The sequence below is a fragment of the Bacteroides caecigallinarum genome (assembly GCF_016902295.1).
GTDB classification, from domain to species: domain Bacteria; phylum Bacteroidota; class Bacteroidia; order Bacteroidales; family Bacteroidaceae; genus Phocaeicola; species Phocaeicola caecigallinarum_A.
On record NZ_JACJLQ010000008.1, the window covers coordinates 1 to 20,698 of the forward strand.

A 20,698-nucleotide genomic window follows, 5' to 3' on the forward strand; every position below is an offset into this window, starting at 1 on the left:
TCAAAAACCAGAAGATGACAGACAAAAATTATCAAAATATAAGAGTGGCATAAGCCATCTACAGCCGATTATACTACTTGAAAGCATGGAGATAGGGATAATACGGAAAAATAGAAATCATACTCTATGAAAAATGAGAAACCGATGATTATATAACGAAAAGAGGATGCATCATTTTGACACACCCTCTTTTTGTTATCTGTCGAAAAGTTCTGTAGAGAGATATCTCTCACCTGTATCAGGTAGCAATACTACAATGTTCTTTCCTTTGTATCTGCTTTCCTGAGATAGTTTCATTGCTGCGTATGCAGCCGCTCCGGATGATATTCCGCAAAGTATTCCTTCTTTATTTGCAAGCTCGCGTGCAGTCGCCATCGCGTCATCGTTCTTTACGCGGAACACTTTGTCAATAATCTTTGTGTCAAGTGTATCAGGAATGAATCCTGCACCTATACCCTGTATCTTGTGCGGTCCCGGTTTGTCGCCTGAGATTACTGCCGATGAGTCCGGTTCTACGGCTACCAGTTCTATCGCCGGATTTTTTTCTTTCAGCTTACAGCCTGTTCCGCTTATTGTTCCTCCTGTGCCAACTCCGGCCACGAATACGTCTATTTTGCCTTCAGTGTCTCTCCATATTTCTTCGGCTGTAGTATTATAATGCGCTTCAGGGTTGGCAGGGTTGCAGAATTGCTGCAATATTACTGAGCCGGATATTTCCGAATTCAGTTCCTTCGCTTTTTCTATTGCTCCGCTCATTCCTTTGCTTCCTGTTGTCAGTACAAGTTCAGCACCGTATGCTTTCAGCAGGAGCTGACGTTCGCGACTCATGGTCTCCGGCATTGTCAGTATCAGTTTGTATCCTTTGAGTCCGGCAATCCATGCCAATCCTACACCTGTGTTGCCGCTTGTAGGTTCTATTATTGTTGCTCCTGGTTTGAGTATGCCTTTTTTCTCGGCATCGTTTATCATGTTGAGTGCAATCCTGTCTTTTGCGCTTCCTCCGGGATTGAACATTTCAAGCTTGGCTATAACTGTTGCTACCGAATTATGAGCTGTCTCTATATTGTTGAGTCTAAGCATCGGAGTGTTTCCGATTAGTTCTGTCAGATTGTTCTTTATGTTTTGCATGATTCTTCGGTTTTTATTGGATAAAAAAAGAGCTCATGTGTTTCAGCAAAGAAATCCATGAACTCTTTTATCTCATAAATGTTTATCTTTTATTATCGGAATATTTCCTGTATTCATCCTTTCTTTTAGGATTCATGGGGAACCATCCTTTCATGACTCTTTCCCTTTGTTCGAAAAGTTCCTTTATCGTCCAAAAAGATGAGAAAGAAAATACACCAAGAAGTGTGGAAACAAGGATGTTGTCGGTCATAACAGAACCTGCTATACCTAATATTCCAAGAAGTAGAAAAATCCACCAGCACTTTGTACCCCAATAATATTCCGCTTTTATCACTATGGGATGGAAAAGTCCTATTATAAGGAATGTACACAGGCCGATTATAATGCCTCCCGCGTTAAGTTCGGTTATGATTTCCATTATTTATCCAAATGAATAGGAATTTCTTTCTTGATACTTTGTTCCAAAGAAATCAGTGTCTCTGTGGCGGTAACACCGGGAATTTCCTGAATGCGTGAGTTCAAGAGGTCCATAAGATGTTCGTTATCTGTTGAATACAGCTTTGTAAGCATAGTGTAAGGGCCTGTTGTAAAGTGACATTCTACAATTTCAGGTATCTTCTTTAACTCTGCTACTACGCTTTTATACATAGAACCTTTTTCAAGCTTTATACCTACGTATGTGCAAGTCATGTATCCAAGGCTCTTAGGATTTACATTATAGCCTGAACCGATGATTACACCAAGGTCTATCAAACGCTGTACACGCTGGTGAATTGCTGCACGTGATACTCCGCATTCTGCTGCTACGTCTTTGAAAGGAATACGTGCATTCTGAGAGATAATTTCCAGAATCTGTTTGTCTAATTTATCAATCTTTTCCATAATCGTGTGTATTGTTATATCATTTTGTAAGCAAATGTAGAAAAACTTTTTTATTAATTCGTTATTATCGTCAAAAAAACATTCTTTTTTTAATAAAAAGAGCATATTAACTGTTAGATAACAATATTTTTTATAGTTTTGTTTTGTAAAACATATATAAACTAACTAAATGTTATAAACATTAGTATAAGGCAAATTGTTCTTTATGTCAGAATTGTAACATATTATCATTATTTCTGTTAACTTTGCCACTGTAACTAAACTTGTGTGATTATGCACCCTTTACATCTATTCAATTATTGCCCTAAATGTGGTTCGGCTCATTTTGAAGAACATAACTTTAAATCAAAGAAATGTGCTGATTGCGGCTTTGTGTATTATTTCAATTCGAGTGCCGCGACTGTTGCCTTTATTCTTAATTCCAAAAACGAACTTCTTGTATGCAGACGTGCCAAAGAACCTGCCAAGGGTACACTTGACCTGTCAGGAGGATTTATAGATATGTACGAAACTGCGGAAGAAGGTGTGGCTCGTGAGGTTAAGGAAGAAACGGGACTTGATGTGGTGAGAGCCGAGTATCTGTTCTCTTATCCGAATACTTATCTTTATTCGGGATTTCTTGTACATACGCTTGATATGTTCTTCCTTTGCAGGGTGGATGATGACACGGCATTGGGAGCGATGGACGATGTGGCGGAAACTTTCTGGATGCCTATGGATAAGATAAACCCAGAGGAGTTCGGATTGGATTCTGTACGTAAAGGGGTTGAACGTTTTATTAAAGAACATACAAAATAATTATATATATGAAGAATAAGAGGAATGCATTGATGGCAGGATTGCTTCTTGTTATGCCTATGGCTGTAGGAGCGCAACAGGTCCAGCCGTTGACGGGTTCGTGCAGACTGTTTGATGATGGTAAGCAGTTATTCCTGCGTCATGATTACGCGGCGGCACGCCAGACACTGATGCAATATGTAAATGCCGGCGACTGTTCAGAGTTTATGGACGAAGCGGAATATATGTTGGCATGTACCGCATACGAACTGAACTTGCCTGACCGTATGGAAAGGCTTGAGTCATATCTCTCCGCCCATCCTGAATCAAGATATAAGAATAGAGTACAGGCTCTTGTAGCGTCGGTCTATTTCTTCGACAATGATTACCTTAAAGCTATAGCTTCGTACAGAGGTTGTGATTTCGATGCATTGGGTAACGAGGAAAGGGATGACAATGTTTATCGTTTGGCGCAGTCGTATCAGCAGATAGGAAATACAACTGAAGCCGCGGCCTGGTTTACTGTCCTTAAATCCGGCAGCAGCAAGTATGCGGATGATGCTACATACAATTTAGCATATATAGACTATTCAAACGGCAGATACTCACAGGCGATGAAAGGTTTTGTTGCTGTTTGTGGAAATAAGAACTACGCCCAGCTTGCTCCTTATTATATGGCCGATATAAGTCTTATTACGGGAGACTATGCAAAGGCCCGTTCTGTCGCTGACGAATATCTGAAAAATTATCCTGGAAATGAGAAGACTGTAGAAATGAGGCGTATAGCAGGTGAGGCTGCTTATGCCCAAAAGAACTATAGCGATGCTGTCCGTAACCTTTCGGCATATTGCAATGAGGTGTCAAACCCTCAGCGTAATGCTCTTTATAAACTTGGAATGAGTTATTATTATACACAGGTTTACTCTGAGGCTGCAGCTTCTCTTGGCAGAGTTACCGGTCCTGATGACGATATGTCGCAGAATGCTTATCTTCACATGGGACTTGCATATCTAAATTTGAAAGAGCGTAATCAGGCACGAATGGCTTTCGAACAGGCGGCTGCATCCAACCGCAATATGCAGATAAAGGAGCAGGCTCTTTACAACTATGCCTTGTGTATTCACGAAACATCGTATTCCCCGTTTGCTGAGTCTGTCACGGTGTTCGAACGTTTCCTGAATGAATTCCCTCATTCTCAATATACCGACAAGGTGAATGATTATCTTATCGAGGTGTATATGAACACTCGCAGTTATATGGCTGCCTTGAACTCCATTGCTAAAATCAGCCAGCCTGGAACGCGAATATTGGAAGCAAAACAGAAACTGCTGTTCCGTCTTGGTACACAGGCTTTTGCCCAGGCTTCGTTCGAGAATGCCATAGACTATTTCTCTCAGTCGCTTCAGCTTGGCAGATATAATGCACAGACCAAAGCTGACTCATATTTCTGGCGTGGTGAGGCAAAATACCGTCTTGACAGGTTTGCACAGGCGGCTGCCGACTATAGACAGTATATGGAATTTGCCACAGACAAGAAGAGTATGGAGTATGGTCTTGCTCTTTATAACATGGGATATACATCGTTCAAACAGAAGAATTACGATAAGGCTCTGACATGGTTCGTGAGATGTGCAGATACGGATGCTGCCATAGATGCTTCGGTGAGAGGTGACGCATGCAACCGTGCCGGCGACTGCTATTTCTATGCACGCCGTTTCGATGAGGCCAGGGCTCAATATGCGAGAGCAGTAACCATCGAACCGTCGTATGGAGACTATTCATTATTCCAGGAAGCTTTCGTAAAAGGATTGCAGCGTGATTATACAGGAAAGATAGAGACACTGAACACCCTTTTTTCTAAATATCCTTCATCGCAGTATATTGACGATGCTTTGTATGAACAGGGACGTGCATTCGTGCAGATGGAACAGGCGGACAATGCTATAGGACGTTATAAGATTCTTGTTGAGAAATGGCCTGAAAGCCAGTTGGCCCGCAAGGCGGCAAGTGAGATAGCATTGCTTTATTATCAGAATGACAAATTCAATGAAGCTATCGCAGCATATAAGAAGGTAATTGCAGACTATCCGGGAAGTGAAGAGGCAAGGATGGCACAGCGTGACCTGAAATCTGTATATATAGATATAAATAAGGTGGACGAATATATGTCGTATGCATCGTCTTTGCCTGGTGGGGCAAACTTCGATGTGAATGAGAGAGATTCACTGACCTATGTAGCTGCTGAACGTGTTTATATGCGTGGAAACATTGCTGAGGCCAAGAATAGCTTTACTTCGTATCTGCAGTCATTCCCGCAGGGCGCATTCAGCGTGAATGCTTCGTATTATCTTGGTATCATAGCATATAACGAAAAGGATTACCAGGGGGCTGCAACATATCTGAACAAGGTACTGGAATATCCTGACAGCAAATTCTCTACAGAGGCTATGACACTGTGCGCACAAATGGCTTATAACGGTAAAGAATATGGCCGATCACTGGAACTTTATAAGCGTTTGTCGGACCGTGCAGGAAATCAGGAAGAACGTCTTCAGGCACAGACCGGTGCTTTGCGCAGCGCATATATGGCTGGAGATACAAACGAAACTATCAGTGCCGCATCGGCTATGATGGCTCACAGCAAGCTTGCACCTGAACTGGAAAACGAGGCAAGATACTATAGAGCAAAGGCATTTATCAAGAACGGACAGAGCAATGAGGCTCTTGCTGACCTGAAAGTGCTTGCCGGAGATACAAGAAATGTTTATGGTGCAGAAGCCAAATATCTGGTGGCACAGATTTACTTCGACGAAGGAAAAACTGAGGCTGCAGAGAATGAGGTCCTTCAGTATATTGAAGTCAGCACACCGCATGCTTATTGGCTTGCAAGAAGCTTTGTGCTGTTAAGTGATGTATATGTTAAACTCGGACGCAAACTGGATGCAAAACAGTATCTGTTGTCTCTGCAGCAGAACTATCAGGCAGACGATGACATAGCGGAAATGATAGAAACCAGATTGGCTAAACTTAACCAGTAACGACAATGAAGAAATATAGAAAACAGATTTTGATATGTGCCGGACTTGTCACACTGACTAATGTGGCGGCACAACAGCAACAGAAGAATGACTCTACCGTAAACCGTACGGTGGTGGTGGAGAACCAGTATAATCCGGAGGTGATGGATGCATTCAAGGTGAATGTATTGCCCAAAATAGAGGAGCCGACTGTGGCGAAAACACAGATTAACTATGCATCGTCTGTGCATCAGATGAACAATTTCCCTGTATATCACATGGATGTTATGAATAGGGATGTTACAGAGGATAAGGCAAGAAGAGGCTATGTGCGTCTGTCTTATGGCAACAGAAACAATACCGACCTGAAAGGTTCATATTTGTGGAATATCACCGACAGGGATGTTTTGGATGTAATGGCTACTTTCCATGGGTATTCAGGCAATATAGGAGCAGGATATGATTTTGATCCGGTGACGGATATACCGACTCTTAATTACGATAAAGAGTGGAAGCATCGTTTCTTCCGTACAGGTGCTTCGCTTAAATATACTCACGATTTCGATAAGGTGAGCATGTACGTAGGCGGTAATTTTGCATCGCAGGTATTCAGCTATATGCCTGATGTACAGTTGTCAGCGTCAACATCACAGACTGAAGAGAAAATAGATGTACCTTCGTTCGGACATCAGTTGTTCATGTCAGGTGGTGGATATGTAGGTGTATCTTCTGTGAAAGATGCTCTTCCGGTAGAATTCGGTTTACAGACGGGATATAAGATGTTCAACCGCAAACATGGTATATATATTCCGGGAAGCATGTCGGAGAGTGTTGTACATACTCAAGGATATATTTCAGCTGGGATTGATGACAGACAGGATGTAGGTGTATTATTGGGTATGGACAATGTGTTCTATGACAAGTCGTTCAGCAACTATTCACTGATAAAGCTTCGTCCTTATTATTCGGTAAGTACAGAATCTGTATCTTTTACTGCCGGAGTGAATGTGGATTTCCAGATTTCGAACGATGGCGGACTGAAACTTTCGCCGGATGTAAAGTTTGATTATACATTTGCCGACAATTATGTGCTTTATGTTCATGTTACGGGTAATACACGTCTGAATGATTTCGGAACAATAAACGGTTTCTCTCCGTTCTGGGTGCAATCTCCAATTTATAATTTCCCTTTGCAACTGAATACTTCATACACTCCGTATGATGCTAAAATTGGTCTGAAGGCATCGCCGGTTGCGGGTCTCGGATTGGGAATATATGGCGGTTATCGTGAGACAAGAAACGAACTCTTCTCTATGCCTTATGCAGATGGAGGAGGTATTTATAATGGAATAGCGCAGGCAAAAGCCCGTGTGGCATATGCAGGTTTTTCTGTTGATTATTCGTTCAGGGATATGCTGGACTTTGGTCTTAACGGTAATTTCTACAGCTGGAATGTTCAGAAGGAAATGGAGCAGCTGTTATGGCTCAAACCGCTTTACAGTATCGGATTTAATGCACGTGCCAAAGTGTTCAAAGGCTTACATGCAACGGCAGAATATACTTTCGAAGGCCGCAAGAAGACTTTGGGTATAAAGGCTGATGCCGTGAACGAACTGAATATTGGGGCAGAATATCTGTTCAACGACAGGGTGAATGTATTCCTGAAGCTAAATAACCTTTTGAACAAGAACTATGTGACAGAAAACGGCTATCCTGTTCAGGGCTTCAATGTGATGGCGGGAGTAAGTCTGAATTTCTGATAAACTCAGATAAAAATAATCACTGTTAAACTACTATTTATCCCCTGTTTGGAATTGTTTGGCAAATACATGTAAACAGTTTCTAAACAGGGGATAATTGTTTTCTCTCTTTATTGGTTGTTTCTAGACTGCAGATACTCAGTCTTTATACTTCTATGGGAAGCTGGTGTTATGCGAAACGCAGAACTGAGTTTATATCAGTTTCTGCTTCTTCAGTTCCTCTGCCACATTCTCCAGCTCGTCATACCATGCCTGACCGAACTTTCTTATCAGCGGCTCTTTCAGAAATTTATAGACCGGCAGGTTCTCTTTCTTCCCAAGTAAAACCGCAGCTTTACATACGTCCCATCTGTGATAGTTTACAGCCTTGAAAGGGCCGTAATCGCCTATTCTGATAGGATACAGATGACAAGATATCGGTTTGTAGAAATTACATTTGCCTTCGCGGTAGGCTTTTTCTATTGCGCAATAACAGTAGCCTTTCTCGTCGTAACATGTGAAAACACAATCTTTGCCGTTTACGATGGAAGTCACCAGGTCACCGTCCTGGTCGGTATAAACCACTCCCTGTTTGTCTATCACGGCGCGTGCTTCCGGCGAAAGCTCATTCCATATCACCGGGAGTACTTCCTCCAGTTTTTCCACCTCGTCGAGCTCTACCGGTGCGCCGGCATCTCCCTCTATACAGCACTCTCCCTTGCAGGCATCAAGATTGCAAAGGAACTTCTCGCGGAATACGTCGAGGCTTACTACTACATCGTCTATCTGAACCATAAAGTATATTTTTTATGCAAAGATAAGTCATAGTGGGTATATTCTTGTTATCATACAGAAAAAAAACTAATGCGATGCCTGCTATCCGGTTTTCACGATATTGTGCCCAAGCGCGGAATAAATGAGACATTAAATGATAAAACGATGCGATATTCACATTTTTTTTTTTTTTGTGACATCTTAATGAAAAAACACTATATTTGCTTTTGATGTTTCATTTATAAATAAATTGAATATGAAAGCAATTACAACCTTAAACACCGAGACCATACGAGGAGCCTACGAGGCCCCCAAGTGCGAAATCATCGAGATGCAACAGGAAGGCGTGCTCTGCGGAAGCAACGTCAGCACGCACAACCCTTATCAACAAGACGAATTTACATGGTAATGCCTTATGAAAACAACACGTATCTTATCATTGGCCGCCGCGGTACTGACACTGGCCGCCTGCGGCAACGAAGAGTTCATCGAGAACAATCCGGGCAACGAGGCCGCAAAGCCCGTGCCCATGACCTTTACCGCCGGCATGCCGCAGACACGCACACAGCTGGACGGACTTAATGTGCACTGGGTAGAGTATGACGAGATTGCTATATGGGACGGAAGCGGAGCCTATCAGAAGTTCATGGTCGACGCCGAATCCATCAGCGGCAGCAACGCCACCTTCTCGGGCACTGCCCTGCCGGGTGTCGACTACACCGCCTTCTACCCCCTGGTAGCCGTAGAAAGCATGAACGGCACGTCCGTCAACTTCAACCTGCCCGCCGAGCAGACCGCCGTGGCAGGCACTTTTGCCTCTAACCTGGCGCCCTCGCTGGCCAAGGCCACAGGCGGCAGCACCAACCTGGTGTTCAACAACCTCTGCGCCCTGGTGAAGTTCACCGCGGGAGCCGACATGGCCGGTGAAGGCACCCTCACCCTCGTGGGAGGCAACGCCACCGAGGCACTGGCCGGCAAATACTGGGTAGAATACTCCACCGGTAATCAATCTTCCGCCGTGAAAGCCACCCGCATCGCCCTCAAGGGTACCTTCGAGGCCGGAAAGGACTACTACTTCGTCGTGCTTCCCGGCACGCTGCCCAACGGCTTCAGCCTGCTCTACAAAGACAGCACGGACAAGCTCTACCGCAAGGCCACCGGCAAGAGTACCGAACTCAAGGCCGGACGCATCCTCAACCTGGGCGAGCTGTCATTGACCGGCTTCGAGAAGGCCGTTATCAAGGAGATATATGCCGGACTCGAGGGCGGAACCGCAAGCGAGAATGCCGACGGCACAGTCACGCTGAGCGATGCCGATTTGACGGCCTTGGCAGCGATGACCGAGCTGGATCTTCCTTCGGGAGGTGTGACCTCGCTGGGCGGCATCGGCTACTGCATCGGGCTGACCACACTGAAATGCACCAACAACCAGCTGACCGAGCTGAACCTCAACGGGCTGACCCGGCTGACCACGTTGCGTTGCAATATGAACCAGCTGACCACGCTGGATGTCAGCCAGCTGACCAACCTGACGGACTTGTGGTGTCAAGATAACAAACTGACCAAGCTGGACATCACCCGGCTATCCAACCTGTATACGTTTAAGTGCGGCAATCAGAAAGACGGCCGGCAGCTGACGCTGACCCTGACGGCGGCACTGGAAACGATGTGGAACACCTGGTGGAGGTTCGACAGTGATAACACGAATGTCACCCTCGACGTGAAATAACAGACCGCCTACTGCCATTATCTTCCATCCATCCTTTTCACTTTAGGGCACCACCGGTGGCATTATATATGTACTATGTAAGCAGTGTGAGGATTATCCCAATTTGAAAAGAGTATGCTCTTTCCGGAAAAATAACACCATTATCCGGTACAGATATCAGAGCGGAAGATTATTCTATGTATATGTAAATAACAAACGGACACGGACAGAGATTCATACAATCTCACGTCCGTGTCCGTTCGTTTTATATTAGATTAACTTAAGTTTCGCAAGTATTAAAGTACTATCAGACAGCAAGCTGTCTTAGAAGGTAAAGAAAGTAAAGCTTGATACTTTACAACTTTAATGCTTTATCTCCTGAAGCCAACATTTAGTGGGCTGATACCTCCTTTATTACTTTAATACAGCAAGTTTTGCAAATGCGAAACTTGAGTAGATTAATTACTTAATCAGGTCTTTTCCAGTCATATCAGTCGGCTGGGCCATACCCATGATGTGAAGGATAGAAGGAGCAACATCTGCCAATACACCGTTCTCAACCTTGGCGTCCTTGTTTTCTGTTACGTAAACAAATGGAACAGGGTTCAGTGAGTGAGCAGTGTTAGGAGTTCCGTCTTCGTTCAATGCGTGGTCAGCGTTTCCGTGGTCAGCAATGATGATTACTTCGTAACCGTTAGCCTTAGCTGCTTCTACTGTATCTTTCACACAGTTGTCGATAGCAACAACAGCCTTTTCGATAGCTTCGTAGATACCTGTGTGGCCTACCATGTCACCGTTGGCATAGTTAACAACGATGAAGTCATATTTCTGAGTGTTGATAGCTTCTACCAGTTTGTCCTTAACTTCGTAAGCACTCATTTCAGGCTTAAGGTCGTAAGTAGCAACCTTTGGAGAAGGAACCAGGATACGGTCTTCGTTGTCGTATGGAGTTTCGCGTCCACCGTTGAAGAAGAATGTAACGTGTGCATACTTTTCAGTTTCAGCGATGTGAAGCTGAGTCTTTCCGTTTGCAGCGAGGTATTCGCCAAGAGTGTTCTGTACGTTTTCCTTAGGGAAGAGGATGTGTACGCCTGTGAATGAAGCATCGTATGGAGTCATACAGTAGAACTGAAGTCCCGGGATAGTCTTCATACCAGCTTCAGGCATATCCTGCTGAGTAAGAACGATAGTAAGCTCTTTAGCGCGGTCGTTACGGTAGTTGAAGAAGATAACTACGTCGCCTTCCTTGATGGTACCGTCGAAGTTAGCGTTAGAGATAGGTTTGATGAATTCGTCAGTAACACCTTCATCGTATGATTCCTGCATAGCCTGAACCATGTCTGTAGCTTTCTTTCCTGTACCGTTAACGAGCAAGTCGTAAGCTTCTTTCACACGTTCCCAACGTTTGTCGCGGTCCATTGCATAGAAACGACCTACAATAGAAGCGATTTTACCTGCTGATTTAGCGCAGTGTGCAGTAAGTTCTTCGATAAATCCTTTACCGCTCTTAGGGTCAGTGTCACGACCGTCCATGAAGCAGTGGATGAAAGTATTTTCGATTCCGTATTCTTTAGCGATGTCGCAAAGGCGGAACAGGTGGTCGAGTGAAGAGTGTACACCACCGTTTGAAGTAAGACCCATGAAGTGGATGTTCTTACCGTTTTCCTTAGCGTATGTGAAGGCAGAAACAACTTCAGGGTTCTGCATGATGCTTCCGTCGGCACAAGCACGGTTGATTTTTACCAAATCCTGATAAACGATGCGTCCGGCACCGATGTTGAGGTGACCAACTTCCGAGTTACCCATCTGTCCGTCAGGAAGACCTACGTTTTCGCCGCTTGCCTGCAACTGTGAGTGAGGGTAGTTAGCCAACAGACTGTCCCAATAAGGAGTAGGAGTGTTAAAGATTACATCGTCTTTGTGATGGTCGCCGCAGCCCCATCCGTCGAGGATCATTAAAAGTGCTTTCTTTGCCATAATTGTAATATGTTTTAGAAGTTTGAAATCCAATTTGTTTTCCGCTTGCAAAAGTACAAAATATCTGCTTTTTGAGCGAATGTTTTGAGTATTTTTAGTATGTAGAATGGGAAACATACTGCAATTCTTTTACAAAAATAAATTTGATAAGAAAAGAATGCGGAAATGATATGGAAGAGAATTATCATATATGTACTAAGTAGCATGTCGCAATTTGCGACATGCTACTTAGTATTGGTTTTATAGCGACATTGATAATTCTATTTTACAACCCAATGCATTCATTATTCTGTAGAATGTTGAAACTTTCGGTTCTGTCTGTCCACTTTCTACTCTTGAAATGTAAGAACGGTTTGAACCTATTCTTCTTGCCAGCTCAGCTTGGCTTATTTTAGCTTTCTTCCTTGCGTCTTCAATAATCTGTCCGGTATAGAATGCGTATGCTTTTTCTTCCGCTTCCAGTCTGCTTGCTGTCCCTTTTGCACCGAACTTAGCGTCAAGTACTGCATCATAGTCTGCCAGTTGATGATTGTTTGTCTGCATAATATGCCTCCTTTATTTTTATAGCTTTTTCTATTTCACTGTTTGGTGTTTTCTGTGTTTTCTTTTGAAAACCATTGAACAGTATTACGATATTACCATCATCGAATATGAAAAACACCCTGTAGATATTTCCTCCGTATTTTGTACGTAGTTCGAAAATACCGTCTTTGATACTTTTTACGAATTTTGTGGATAATCTTTCTTGGGTTTTGAGAAGGAGCAATCCGTACTGTACCTTTTCTTGCTCATTTTCATTTAAGGTCTCCATAAATCTCTCAAAGTAACCTCCGTATGTTCGTATTTTCCTTTCAGTTTCCATGTCGCAAAATTAGTAAATGTTGCTCAATTATACAACATTTACTCGAACTAATATATTGAGGCTTTAGCTTCGTAATCAACTATTTTTCAACTGTGTGAACAGTTCTTTCTGCTTTTCGCTTAATGATGTAGGTATATCTACATGATATGTCACAATCAAGTCGCCGAATGTACCTTCTTTCTTATATACAGGGAATCCTTTTCCACGCAGTCTGACTTTTGTGTCGTTCTGAGTGCCCGGATTTACTTTCAGCTTGACCATTCCGTCTATGGTATTGACATTTACACTACCTCCAAGTACGGCTGTATAAAGGTCGATGTCAACATCAGTGAACAGGTCGTCGCCCTCACGTTTGAAGTTTGGGTCTGGAGCAATCTGGAATGTGATGTAAAGGTCTCCGTCAGGCGCTCCGTTGGTACCTTTTTCGCCGTGGCCTTTCAGTTTTATCATTTGTCCGTCGGCAATACCGGCAGGTATGGTTATACGCAGGTTCTCGCCGTTCACGCTGAAAGTCTGTTTGTGCGTAACGGCTGCATCGCGGAGTGAAAGGCTCATCTGTGCCTCTATGTCACCTCCGCGGCTCATCATATTGTAACTTCTTCCGCTTCTGCCTGATGAGGCTCCATGTCCGAACAACTGTTCGAAGAAATCGGAGAAGCCGCTTGCGTTTCCTCCGAATCCATGCGCGTTTCCTCCGAATCCGCCCATGAAATCGTCGCCATTCACGGAATACCAGTAGGCCGACTGTCCGCCTCTTTGTTGTGCCCTCTGGTATGCTTCACGTTCTGCCTTGAACTCATCGGCATGTTTCCAGTGTTCACCGTATTCGTCGTATTTCTTTCTCTTTTCAGGATCGCTCAAAACTTCGTTAGCTTCGTTTATCTCCTGAAACTTGTCTTTGGCGTTAGGGTCGTCTTTGTTCAGGTCAGGATGATACTTTCTGGCCATCTTACGATAGGCTTTCTTGATATCATCTTGTGTGGCATTACGTTCTACGCCTAATACTTTGTAATAATCTATAAAAGCCATATATTTTGAGTTTTTAAAGTTGGTGGTTTATAAATGTTTTCTTCACATAAAAACAGAGCCCCCCGTTGACTGTTTGCGGGAGGCTCTTATTTGGTTTACCAATGATTAATGTATCTCAATAACACGATTAACCTTAGCTTTTTCTTCAGGTGAATACTTCGGCAGTTCGATAGTCAATACACCGTCTGAAACATTAGCACTTATCTTTTCCTTATCAACATTGTCAGGCAAGTAAAGTGACTGTTGGAATTTTGTGTAAGAGAACTCACGTCGCAAGTATTTCTTGTTTTCTTTATCTTTATCTTCGTTTTCAACTTTCTTTTCCATTGAGATGACAAGTTCGTTGTCGTCTCCCAAGTGGATGTTGAAATCGTCTTTGGTCATTCCCGGAGCTGCAACCTCTACTTTGTAGTTCTTTTCGCTCTCAATTACATTGATAGCCGGAGCTGTAGCATTAGTTTTTTCCATCCAGTCATTATCAAAGAAATCGTTAAAGATACTTGGTAACCAGTTCTGATTGTAATACTTTCTAATCGGCATCATAGTTTTAATCTCCTATATTTAAGTTATACATTTTCAATTGTTTCCGAACTTTTGGTTTTGAACCTCAAGTTCACTATTGATATTGCAAACTGTATGCCGATGTTGGAAGCTTGAATTTTTGTCAGATGGTGTTTAATGTTTATAATCCGATTTTAAACTTTAATCCGATGGTTTTAAATGTATGGAAACATTATTAATATATTAACAGGTGTTGATAAACTTATGGATTGACAAATTGTCATTTGTATGTACCGATTTTAATGTCAAATTGTCCTCTCGTGGACTTTGATGTTCGTGCTTAGTGTTTGTATGCTGGAAAAATGTTATAATTATTACCGGATGATTTCCAAAAAGAAAGTGCATGGAAACATGGTTATTAACAGGTCGTTAATAACGTAGGTTTTCAACATGTTGTTAATAACGTCTGTTGAAGTTAAAATCCATGATTTGATTTAGAAATCTAATGAAAGCTGAGTGTCGCCTAAAAGGTTGTAACTCAGGCGGTGATAAGGCGAAGTGCCGAATTCTTTAATTGCCAGACGGTGTTTCTTTGTCGGATATCCCTTGTTCATATCCCATGCGTACATTGGATATTCACTGTGTAGCCTGTTCATATAGTCATCGCGATAAGTCTTTGCAAGTATCGAAGCGGCTGCTATTGAAAGATATTTTCCGTCCCCTTTCACTATTGTTGTGTGTGGAATATTCTTGTATTTGTTGAAACGGTTGCCATCTATCAGCAGATGTTGGGGGGTGATTTTCAGTTGGTCCACGGCCCTGTGCATCGCCAGGAACGAAGCGTTCAGGATGTTGATTTTATCAATCTCTTCCGGTTCTACAACACCTATTGCCCATGCCAATGCTTCCTTCTCTATAACTTCTCTCAGTTGATAACGCTGTTTTTCAGACAGTTGCTTCGAGTCGTTCAGCATCTCATTCTTGAAGTCTTTCGGCAGGATAACGGCTGCGGCATAAACTGCTCCGGCAAGACATCCGCGTCCTGCTTCGTCGCATCCGGCTTCTATAAGGTTTTCATTCAAGTATGGTAAAAGCATCTTTATGTGGTCTTTAAAATTTCCGGGTGCAAAGGTACGCATTAATATTTTATTGCGACAGTATTTATAGTCCAAGTTATTAATGTATTATTCACATACGGTGTTAAAAGAACAGGGTTTAAACAGCCTTTAAATACTGTTTAAACCCTGTTCAGATGTTAATAACTCAATTCAATATTAGATTCTTCCGCTTTCAGAAATCATGTTTCTTATCTGTTTGTTGAAATCATCTCTCTTCATTAGTTCTTCCAGAGTGATGTGCATTCTCCATCTCCAGTAATGGCGTGGATTCGCCGGAATATTGATACGTTCTATATCAATATTCGGATTGCGGAGACTTTCATCTATAGATGTCCAGTCCTGCCATGTCAGGATGCAGAGGAGTGACGGACTTGCCAGATGTTGGTTGATAATTTCCTGGCACAACCATCCAGGAGCGTCCTGAGGTACATCTCCCCAATGACCTAATTCGTAATGATAGTATCTTTCTGTTATTTGCGGGTCTTCTTTCCAATATCCGCGAAGGCTCGACATATCGTGCGTACCTATGGTACATACCGAGCGGAACGGATAGTTATAGACATGTCCGAACTCGTCTTTCGGGTCCTTAGGCATTCTCTGTATCTCGAGAGAAAGAATCTGCAACTGGTTCATTACCCATGGCACACAGTCCGGAACCATTCCGAGGTCTTCACCGCAAACAAGCATTGAGGTTGACTGAGTAAGTACAGGCAGTTTCTTCATCGCCTCGTCGTACCAGAACTTGTTGTGTCGCTGGTAGTAGTAGTGGTTATACAGTCTGTTGAATGCTTCCTGTTCCTGCCAGTTAAGTTGTCTGTATATGAAATCGTTCTGTACAGATATTCTTGGATGGTACATTTCAGGGTTTTTCCTGTCTTTAACGAACAGCACATCGCTTATCAAGGCATAGAGTCCTTCCTTCATGTTGAGGCTTTCTTCATCGGTCTTTCCTGCAAAGTAGGCTTCAACCTTACGCTGGGTGTCGAATTCAGGACGCATGCGGTAGATGTCATGATGAACATGTTCCACGAAAGTGTTGCGTACCTCGTCGCTCTTGTCGCCAAACATAGTGTTGAGCATATAGTCGTTTATAAACGGCTCTGTCATGAATTCTTTCTGGAAGTTCAGTCCGAAGCCTTTTATTTCGTCCTCGCTCATTGGTAGTGCAGGAGCAAATTGTCCCAATAGTCCGTGTACGGAGTGTATAGGTATTTCCCAAATACGGAAGAATCCAAGTATGTGGTCAATACGGTAAGCTGTGAAGTATTCTGCCATTTTTGAGAAGCGCTTTCTCCACCACTGGTAGTTGTCTTTCTCCATCACGTCCCAGTTGTATGTAGGTAATCCCCAGTTTTGTCCTTTGGTAGAGAAAGCATCTGGTGGCGCTCCTGCCTGGCCGTTCATATTGAAGTAATATGGCTCCACCCATGCTTCCACGCTGTTGCGGCTTATTCCGATAGGTATGTCGCCTTTAAGTATTACGCCTTTTTCGCGTGCATGGTTTGTTGCTGCGAGCAATTGTATGTGCAGAATGTACTGAATGAAATAATAGAATGCTATATTATTATATGTTTCGGATTCTGTATTGCACAATTTGTTTATTTCTTCAGCATTGTATTCCTTGTATTCAGGCCATGTATTGAAGTCGGCTGTGCCATATAAATCTCTTAGGTAGCTGAATGCAGAATATGGTTTAAGCCATTCTTCATTCTTTGCATAAAATGATTTGAAATCTTCCGATGAAAGTATGTTTTCGGCTTCTTGGGCGAATATGTCTTTCAGATATGCCCTTTTGGCGTTGTTCACTCCTTCGTAATCAACCTGCGACAAACTGTTCAGTTTGACACGTTCCTTTTCGTATTCAGTAGCTTTTTCACTGTCTTTCAATGCAGGCAATTGCCTTAAATCTATAAACATAGGATGGAACGCATATATGGATATGCTGTTGTATGGATATGAGTCCGTCCATGTGTTTGTTATGGTAGTATCATTTATAGGCAATATTTGTACGGCCTGTTGGTTGGTATCGGCAGCCCAGTCGATGTATGTTTTCAAATCGCCGAAGTCGCCAACTCCGAAACTGCCTTTTGAGCGGAGAGAAAATACCGGTATTGCGCTTCCTGCGATTTTTCTTTCCGGCAGGTTGAAGAATACTTCCGTTTCCATAGGGAAATATGTCTCACCGCGCATGAGTGGCTGGGTGTTGAATGTACGGTTGCATCCGTTTTCCCATTCTTCTACAGCTCCGTTCTTTGAACTTACCGCAACAAACTTATATTCAAAAGGGAATGTCAGTGAAGATGAATCTATAGAGATATACCATACGTCAGGCAATACTTCCTGCATTCTGAGTGGACGGTAATATTCCCAGCTGCCGAGTATGTTGCAACTGCCTATGATTCCAAGTTCCTGTGCTTTGTGTCTCAATCCGGGACATAATGCCCTGAATGTTATACAGCTGCCTACATTGTCTTTAAGTTTTTTAGGCTCTTCGGTGTGTGGAATACCGTTGAATGCTGAGCTGTATCTGTGATTTCCTTCAGGAAGATCTCTCCAGCAATCATCGAAAATAAAATGATGTTGCTGTGCATTGCCTTTTATAATAGAGTGAGGAATTGCTCCGAACTCTTTCCTTACGCATCTTTCATTTCTGAATACGGCATATCTGTATGATGCCATGTCTTCATTCTCGGGCAAATCGTAATCGAAAGTTCCTTGCCATTCTTGTCCGTCGCGGGTGAAGAGAGCTAATGAGTTTTTCTCATCGTTATTGATAATAACTCTCAGACTTTCTCCCCATACGGTACAATACTTAATACGAAATGTCAGTTTCATATCTTTCTTAGGTATTAGTTTTTTATTTAATTGTTTCTTTTTCCAAATGTAGCTATTTTATAATTATACATAATCCTTAAATATGAAAAATATAAATGTTTTATGACATGAAACCCGTTTATACGCTTTCTGGACGTGATTTATCTATGATAAAATATAATGATTTTATAAATAAAAAGCCCCGGAACTTTGTGAATTCCGAGGCTTTCCTCCGTGTAAGATGTGAGGAGGTAAAAAATTTAGTTAAACATAAACCACCTTATGCGTCAATATTGGCGTAAGTGGCATTCTTTTCTATGAACTCGCGTCGTGGAGCTACATCGTCTCCCATAAGCATAGAGAAGATATAGTCCGCTTCAGCGGCATTTTCTATCTGTACTTGTTTCAGGATACGTGTTTCAGGATTCATTGTTGTTTCCCAAAGCTGTTCCGGATTCATTTCACCCAAACCTTTGTATCTCTGAGTGTGTATTCCCTGTTCGCTTCCGTCACCGTATTTCTGGATGAAAGCATGTCTCGCTTCTTCGGTGTAGCAATATTCGCTAACCTTACCCTTTGTACATTTGTACAATGGAGGAGTAGCTATATACAGGTGACCTTCTTGAATGATTTCAGGCATATATCTGTAGAACAGAGTCATGATAAGTGTGTCGATGTGAGAACCATCGACATCGGCATCTGTCATGATTATCACCTTGTGGTAGCGGAGTTTTTCGATGTTTGCCTTCTTGCTGTCTTCTTCTTCAACACCGAAACGTATTCCAAGTGCCTGAATGATGTTGTTTACTTCATCACTCTCGAATGCCTTGTGCCACATCGCTTTCTCTACGTTAAGGATTTTTCCTCGCAGAGGCAAGATAGCCTGGAACTGTCTGCTTCGTCCCTGTTTTGCAGAACCACCCGCAGAGTCACCCTCTACTAGGAACAACTCGCATTCTTCTGCCACACGGCTTGAACAGTCTGCCAGTTTTCCCGGAAGTCCACCGCCGCCCATTGGGCTCTTGCGCTGTACAGACTCACGTGCCTTTCTGGCTGCAATACGTGCTGTTGCCGCAAGCACCACCTTGTCAACAATGACTTTTGCTTCTTTAGGATGCTCTTCAAGATAGTTTGAAAGAGCTTCGCCCACAGCCTGCTGCACGGCACCGCTAACTTCGCTGTTTCCAAGTTTGGTCTTTGTCTGACCTTCGAACTGAGGTTCTGCAACTTTTACAGAGATTACTGCGATAAGGCCTTCGCGGAAGTCTTCACCTGAGATTTCAACTTTGGCTTTTTCCAGTGCCTTGCTTTCTTCGGCGTATTTCTTCAATACACGTGTAAGTGCCGCACGGAAACCACCTTCGTGAGTACCGCCTTCTATAGTGTTGATGTTGTTTACGTATGAATGCAGGTTCTCGCGGAAACCTGTGTTATACATGATGGCACACTCTATAGGAACACCCTGTTTTTCAGTGTTCAGATAGATTACATCATCAAAAAGTGGAGTATTTGTAGAATTGAGGAAACGTACGAATTCTTTAACACCTTCGTCAGAGTGGAATACCTCACTCTTGTAGCTTCCGTCTTCTTCTTTCTCGCGCTTGTCTGTAAGGGTAATTGTGATACCCTTATTCAGATATGCAAGTTCTCTAAGACGTGCCTGAAGTATGTTGTATTTATATTCGGTTACGGTGAATATTGAAGCATCCGGCCAGAATGTCTGTCGGGTACCTCTGAGTTCTGTTGTACCTATTTCCTTTACAGGATAAAGTGGCTTACCACATTCGTATTCCTGCTGATAAATCTTTCCGTTTCTGAATACGTTTGTAGTCATGTGAGTTGAAAGTGCGTTCACACACGATACACCCACACCATGCAAACCTCCGGAAACCTTATATGAACCTTTGTCGAATTTACCTCCGGCGTGCAGTACTGTCATAACGACTTCAAGAGCAGATTTCTTTTCTTTCTCATGGAAATCGACAGGAATACCACGTCCGTTATCCTGTACGGTGATTGAATTATCTTCGTTTATAGTTACTTCTATATGTGTACAATATCCGGCGAGCGCTTCGTCGATAGAGTTATCTACAACTTCATATACGAGGTGATGCAAACCTTTTTCGCTGATGTCGCCGATATACATAGCGGGACGTTTACGTACGGCTTCAAGTCCTTCAAGTACTTGGATACTGCTAGCCGAGTAGTTACTTCCGCTGTTTGGTGTCAGTTCTTCACTCATGTTTTTAAATAGTTTATTTAATCGTTCAAAGTTACGAAAAATCTATGTAATAACCTTTTCAAATAGCCAAAAAAAAGGTGAAAATCAGCATGTTTTTTGATTCTCACCTTGCTTTCGGATGCGAAGTGTA

Annotated in this window: 17 protein-coding genes; 5 read left to right on the forward strand and 12 right to left on the reverse strand. The window is 42.8% G+C overall.

The annotated features are described in order from the left end of the window. Window positions 1–195: 195 nt before the first annotated feature. From cysK to H6A27_RS03790, 3 genes are all read right to left on the reverse strand, one after another. Complete coding sequence (cysK, locus tag H6A27_RS03780) at window positions 196–1,128, reverse strand: cysteine synthase A (RefSeq protein ID WP_204507750.1); 933 nt, start codon at window positions 1,126–1,128, stop codon at window positions 196–198. A gap of 82 nt (window positions 1,129–1,210) precedes the next feature. Next, window positions 1,211–1,546: a DUF4491 family protein gene (locus H6A27_RS03785; RefSeq protein ID WP_204507751.1), complete on the reverse strand. Its 336-nt coding sequence runs from the start codon at window positions 1,544–1,546 to the stop codon at window positions 1,211–1,213. Then, window positions 1,546–2,010 (reverse strand): Lrp/AsnC family transcriptional regulator, encoded by a 465-nt coding sequence (locus tag H6A27_RS03790; protein WP_204401689.1) that lies wholly within the window; start codon window positions 2,008–2,010, stop codon window positions 1,546–1,548. The genes H6A27_RS03785 and H6A27_RS03790 overlap by 1 nt, the downstream gene beginning before the upstream one ends. 273 nt (window positions 2,011–2,283) lie before the next feature. On the opposite strand from H6A27_RS03790, the gene H6A27_RS03795 reads away from it, so the two are divergent. Genes H6A27_RS03795 through H6A27_RS03805 form a run of 3 tightly spaced genes read left to right on the forward strand, consistent with a single transcriptional unit; the run spans window position 2,284 to window position 7,564 of the window. Beyond that, window positions 2,284–2,808: an NUDIX hydrolase gene (locus H6A27_RS03795; RefSeq protein ID WP_204507752.1), complete on the forward strand. Its 525-nt coding sequence runs from the start codon at window positions 2,284–2,286 to the stop codon at window positions 2,806–2,808. An 8-nt stretch (window positions 2,809–2,816) separates the two neighbouring features. Next, window positions 2,817–5,825, forward strand: a complete 3,009-nt coding sequence (locus H6A27_RS03800) for a tetratricopeptide repeat protein (protein ID WP_204507753.1) — start codon at window positions 2,817–2,819, stop codon at window positions 5,823–5,825. 5 nt (window positions 5,826–5,830) lie between these two features. After that, window positions 5,831–7,564, forward strand: a complete 1,734-nt coding sequence (locus H6A27_RS03805; RefSeq protein ID WP_239469562.1) for a TonB-dependent receptor — start codon at window positions 5,831–5,833, stop codon at window positions 7,562–7,564. Window positions 7,565–7,756: 192 nt separating this feature from the next. On the opposite strand, the gene H6A27_RS03810 is transcribed toward H6A27_RS03805, so the two are convergent. Beyond that, on the reverse strand, window positions 7,757–8,338 hold the full coding sequence (locus H6A27_RS03810) for a DUF3109 family protein (RefSeq protein ID WP_204507754.1): 582 nt from the start codon (window positions 8,336–8,338) through the stop codon (window positions 7,757–7,759). 235 nt (window positions 8,339–8,573) lie between these two features. On the opposite strand from H6A27_RS03810, the gene H6A27_RS03815 reads away from it, so the two are divergent. Next, window positions 8,574–8,726, forward strand: coding sequence for a hypothetical protein (locus H6A27_RS03815; protein WP_204507755.1), 153 nt, complete (start codon window positions 8,574–8,576; stop codon window positions 8,724–8,726). A 6-nt stretch (window positions 8,727–8,732) separates the two neighbouring features. Further along, window positions 8,733–10,046: a leucine-rich repeat domain-containing protein gene (locus tag H6A27_RS03820; RefSeq protein WP_204507756.1), complete on the forward strand. Its 1,314-nt coding sequence runs from the start codon at window positions 8,733–8,735 to the stop codon at window positions 10,044–10,046. Window positions 10,047–10,487: 441 nt separating this feature from the next. Here the strand turns inward: H6A27_RS03820 and gpmI are convergent, their stop codons facing one another. From gpmI to gyrB, 8 genes are all read right to left on the reverse strand, one after another. Further along, window positions 10,488–12,002: a 2,3-bisphosphoglycerate-independent phosphoglycerate mutase gene (gpmI, locus tag H6A27_RS03825; RefSeq protein ID WP_204507757.1), complete on the reverse strand. Its 1,515-nt coding sequence runs from the start codon at window positions 12,000–12,002 to the stop codon at window positions 10,488–10,490. Between the two features lie 240 nt (window positions 12,003–12,242). Then, window positions 12,243–12,545: a helix-turn-helix domain-containing protein gene (locus H6A27_RS03830; RefSeq protein ID WP_204401699.1), complete on the reverse strand. Its 303-nt coding sequence runs from the start codon at window positions 12,543–12,545 to the stop codon at window positions 12,243–12,245. Next, window positions 12,511–12,864 (reverse strand): type II toxin-antitoxin system RelE/ParE family toxin, encoded by a 354-nt coding sequence (locus tag H6A27_RS03835; RefSeq protein ID WP_204507758.1) that lies wholly within the window; start codon window positions 12,862–12,864, stop codon window positions 12,511–12,513. Before H6A27_RS03835 ends, H6A27_RS03830 begins: the two co-directional genes overlap by 35 nt. 75 nt (window positions 12,865–12,939) lie before the next feature. Beyond that, on the reverse strand, window positions 12,940–13,893 hold the full coding sequence (locus H6A27_RS03840) for a DnaJ C-terminal domain-containing protein (protein ID WP_204507759.1): 954 nt from the start codon (window positions 13,891–13,893) through the stop codon (window positions 12,940–12,942). Between the two features lie 105 nt (window positions 13,894–13,998). After that, complete coding sequence (locus H6A27_RS03845; RefSeq protein ID WP_204401705.1) at window positions 13,999–14,436, reverse strand: Hsp20/alpha crystallin family protein; 438 nt, start codon at window positions 14,434–14,436, stop codon at window positions 13,999–14,001. Window positions 14,437–14,888: 452 nt separating this feature from the next. After that, window positions 14,889–15,491: a ribonuclease HII gene (locus H6A27_RS03850; RefSeq protein ID WP_204401707.1), complete on the reverse strand. Its 603-nt coding sequence runs from the start codon at window positions 15,489–15,491 to the stop codon at window positions 14,889–14,891. A gap of 177 nt (window positions 15,492–15,668) precedes the next feature. Further along, window positions 15,669–18,347 (reverse strand): 4-alpha-glucanotransferase, encoded by a 2,679-nt coding sequence (locus H6A27_RS03855; RefSeq protein WP_204507760.1) that lies wholly within the window; start codon window positions 18,345–18,347, stop codon window positions 15,669–15,671. Between the two features lie 259 nt (window positions 18,348–18,606). Continuing rightward, a complete protein-coding gene (gyrB, locus tag H6A27_RS03860; RefSeq protein WP_204507761.1) occupies window positions 18,607–20,568 on the reverse strand; it encodes a DNA topoisomerase (ATP-hydrolyzing) subunit B in 1,962 nt (653 codons plus the stop codon). Window positions 20,569–20,698: the final 130 nt, after the last annotated feature.

Excerpts from the sequence above, each read along its gene's own strand:
- H6A27_RS03820 (WP_204507756.1), top strand. The coding sequence starts at position 8,733 with ATGAAAACAACACGTATCTTATCATTGGCCGCCGCGGTACTGACACTG.
- H6A27_RS03815 (WP_204507755.1), top strand. The coding sequence starts at position 8,574 with ATGAAAGCAATTACAACCTTAAACACCGAGACCATACGAGGAGCCTAC.
- H6A27_RS03795 (WP_204507752.1), top strand. The coding sequence starts at position 2,284 with ATGCACCCTTTACATCTATTCAATTATTGCCCTAAATGTGGTTCGGCT.
- H6A27_RS03845 (WP_204401705.1), bottom strand. The coding sequence starts at position 14,436 with ATGATGCCGATTAGAAAGTATTACAATCAGAACTGGTTACCAAGTATC.
- H6A27_RS03810 (WP_204507754.1), bottom strand. The coding sequence starts at position 8,338 with ATGGTTCAGATAGACGATGTAGTAGTAAGCCTCGACGTATTCCGCGAG.
- H6A27_RS03790 (WP_204401689.1), bottom strand. The coding sequence starts at position 2,010 with ATGGAAAAGATTGATAAATTAGACAAACAGATTCTGGAAATTATCTCT.
- H6A27_RS03805 (WP_239469562.1), top strand. The coding sequence starts at position 5,831 with ATGAAGAAATATAGAAAACAGATTTTGATATGTGCCGGACTTGTCACA.
- cysK (WP_204507750.1), bottom strand. The coding sequence starts at position 1,128 with ATGCAAAACATAAAGAACAATCTGACAGAACTAATCGGAAACACTCCG.
- H6A27_RS03850 (WP_204401707.1), bottom strand. The coding sequence starts at position 15,491 with ATGCTTTTACCATACTTGAATGAAAACCTTATAGAAGCCGGATGCGAC.
- H6A27_RS03785 (WP_204507751.1), bottom strand. The coding sequence starts at position 1,546 with ATGGAAATCATAACCGAACTTAACGCGGGAGGCATTATAATCGGCCTG.
- H6A27_RS03840 (WP_204507759.1), bottom strand. The coding sequence starts at position 13,893 with ATGGCTTTTATAGATTATTACAAAGTATTAGGCGTAGAACGTAATGCC.
- gyrB (WP_204507761.1), bottom strand. The coding sequence starts at position 20,568 with ATGAGTGAAGAACTGACACCAAACAGCGGAAGTAACTACTCGGCTAGC.
- gpmI (WP_204507757.1), bottom strand. The coding sequence starts at position 12,002 with ATGGCAAAGAAAGCACTTTTAATGATCCTCGACGGATGGGGCTGCGGC.
- H6A27_RS03830 (WP_204401699.1), bottom strand. The coding sequence starts at position 12,545 with ATGCAGACAAACAATCATCAACTGGCAGACTATGATGCAGTACTTGAC.
- H6A27_RS03855 (WP_204507760.1), bottom strand. The coding sequence starts at position 18,347 with ATGAAACTGACATTTCGTATTAAGTATTGTACCGTATGGGGAGAAAGT.
- H6A27_RS03835 (WP_204507758.1), bottom strand. The coding sequence starts at position 12,864 with ATGGAAACTGAAAGGAAAATACGAACATACGGAGGTTACTTTGAGAGA.
- H6A27_RS03800 (WP_204507753.1), top strand. The coding sequence starts at position 2,817 with ATGAAGAATAAGAGGAATGCATTGATGGCAGGATTGCTTCTTGTTATG.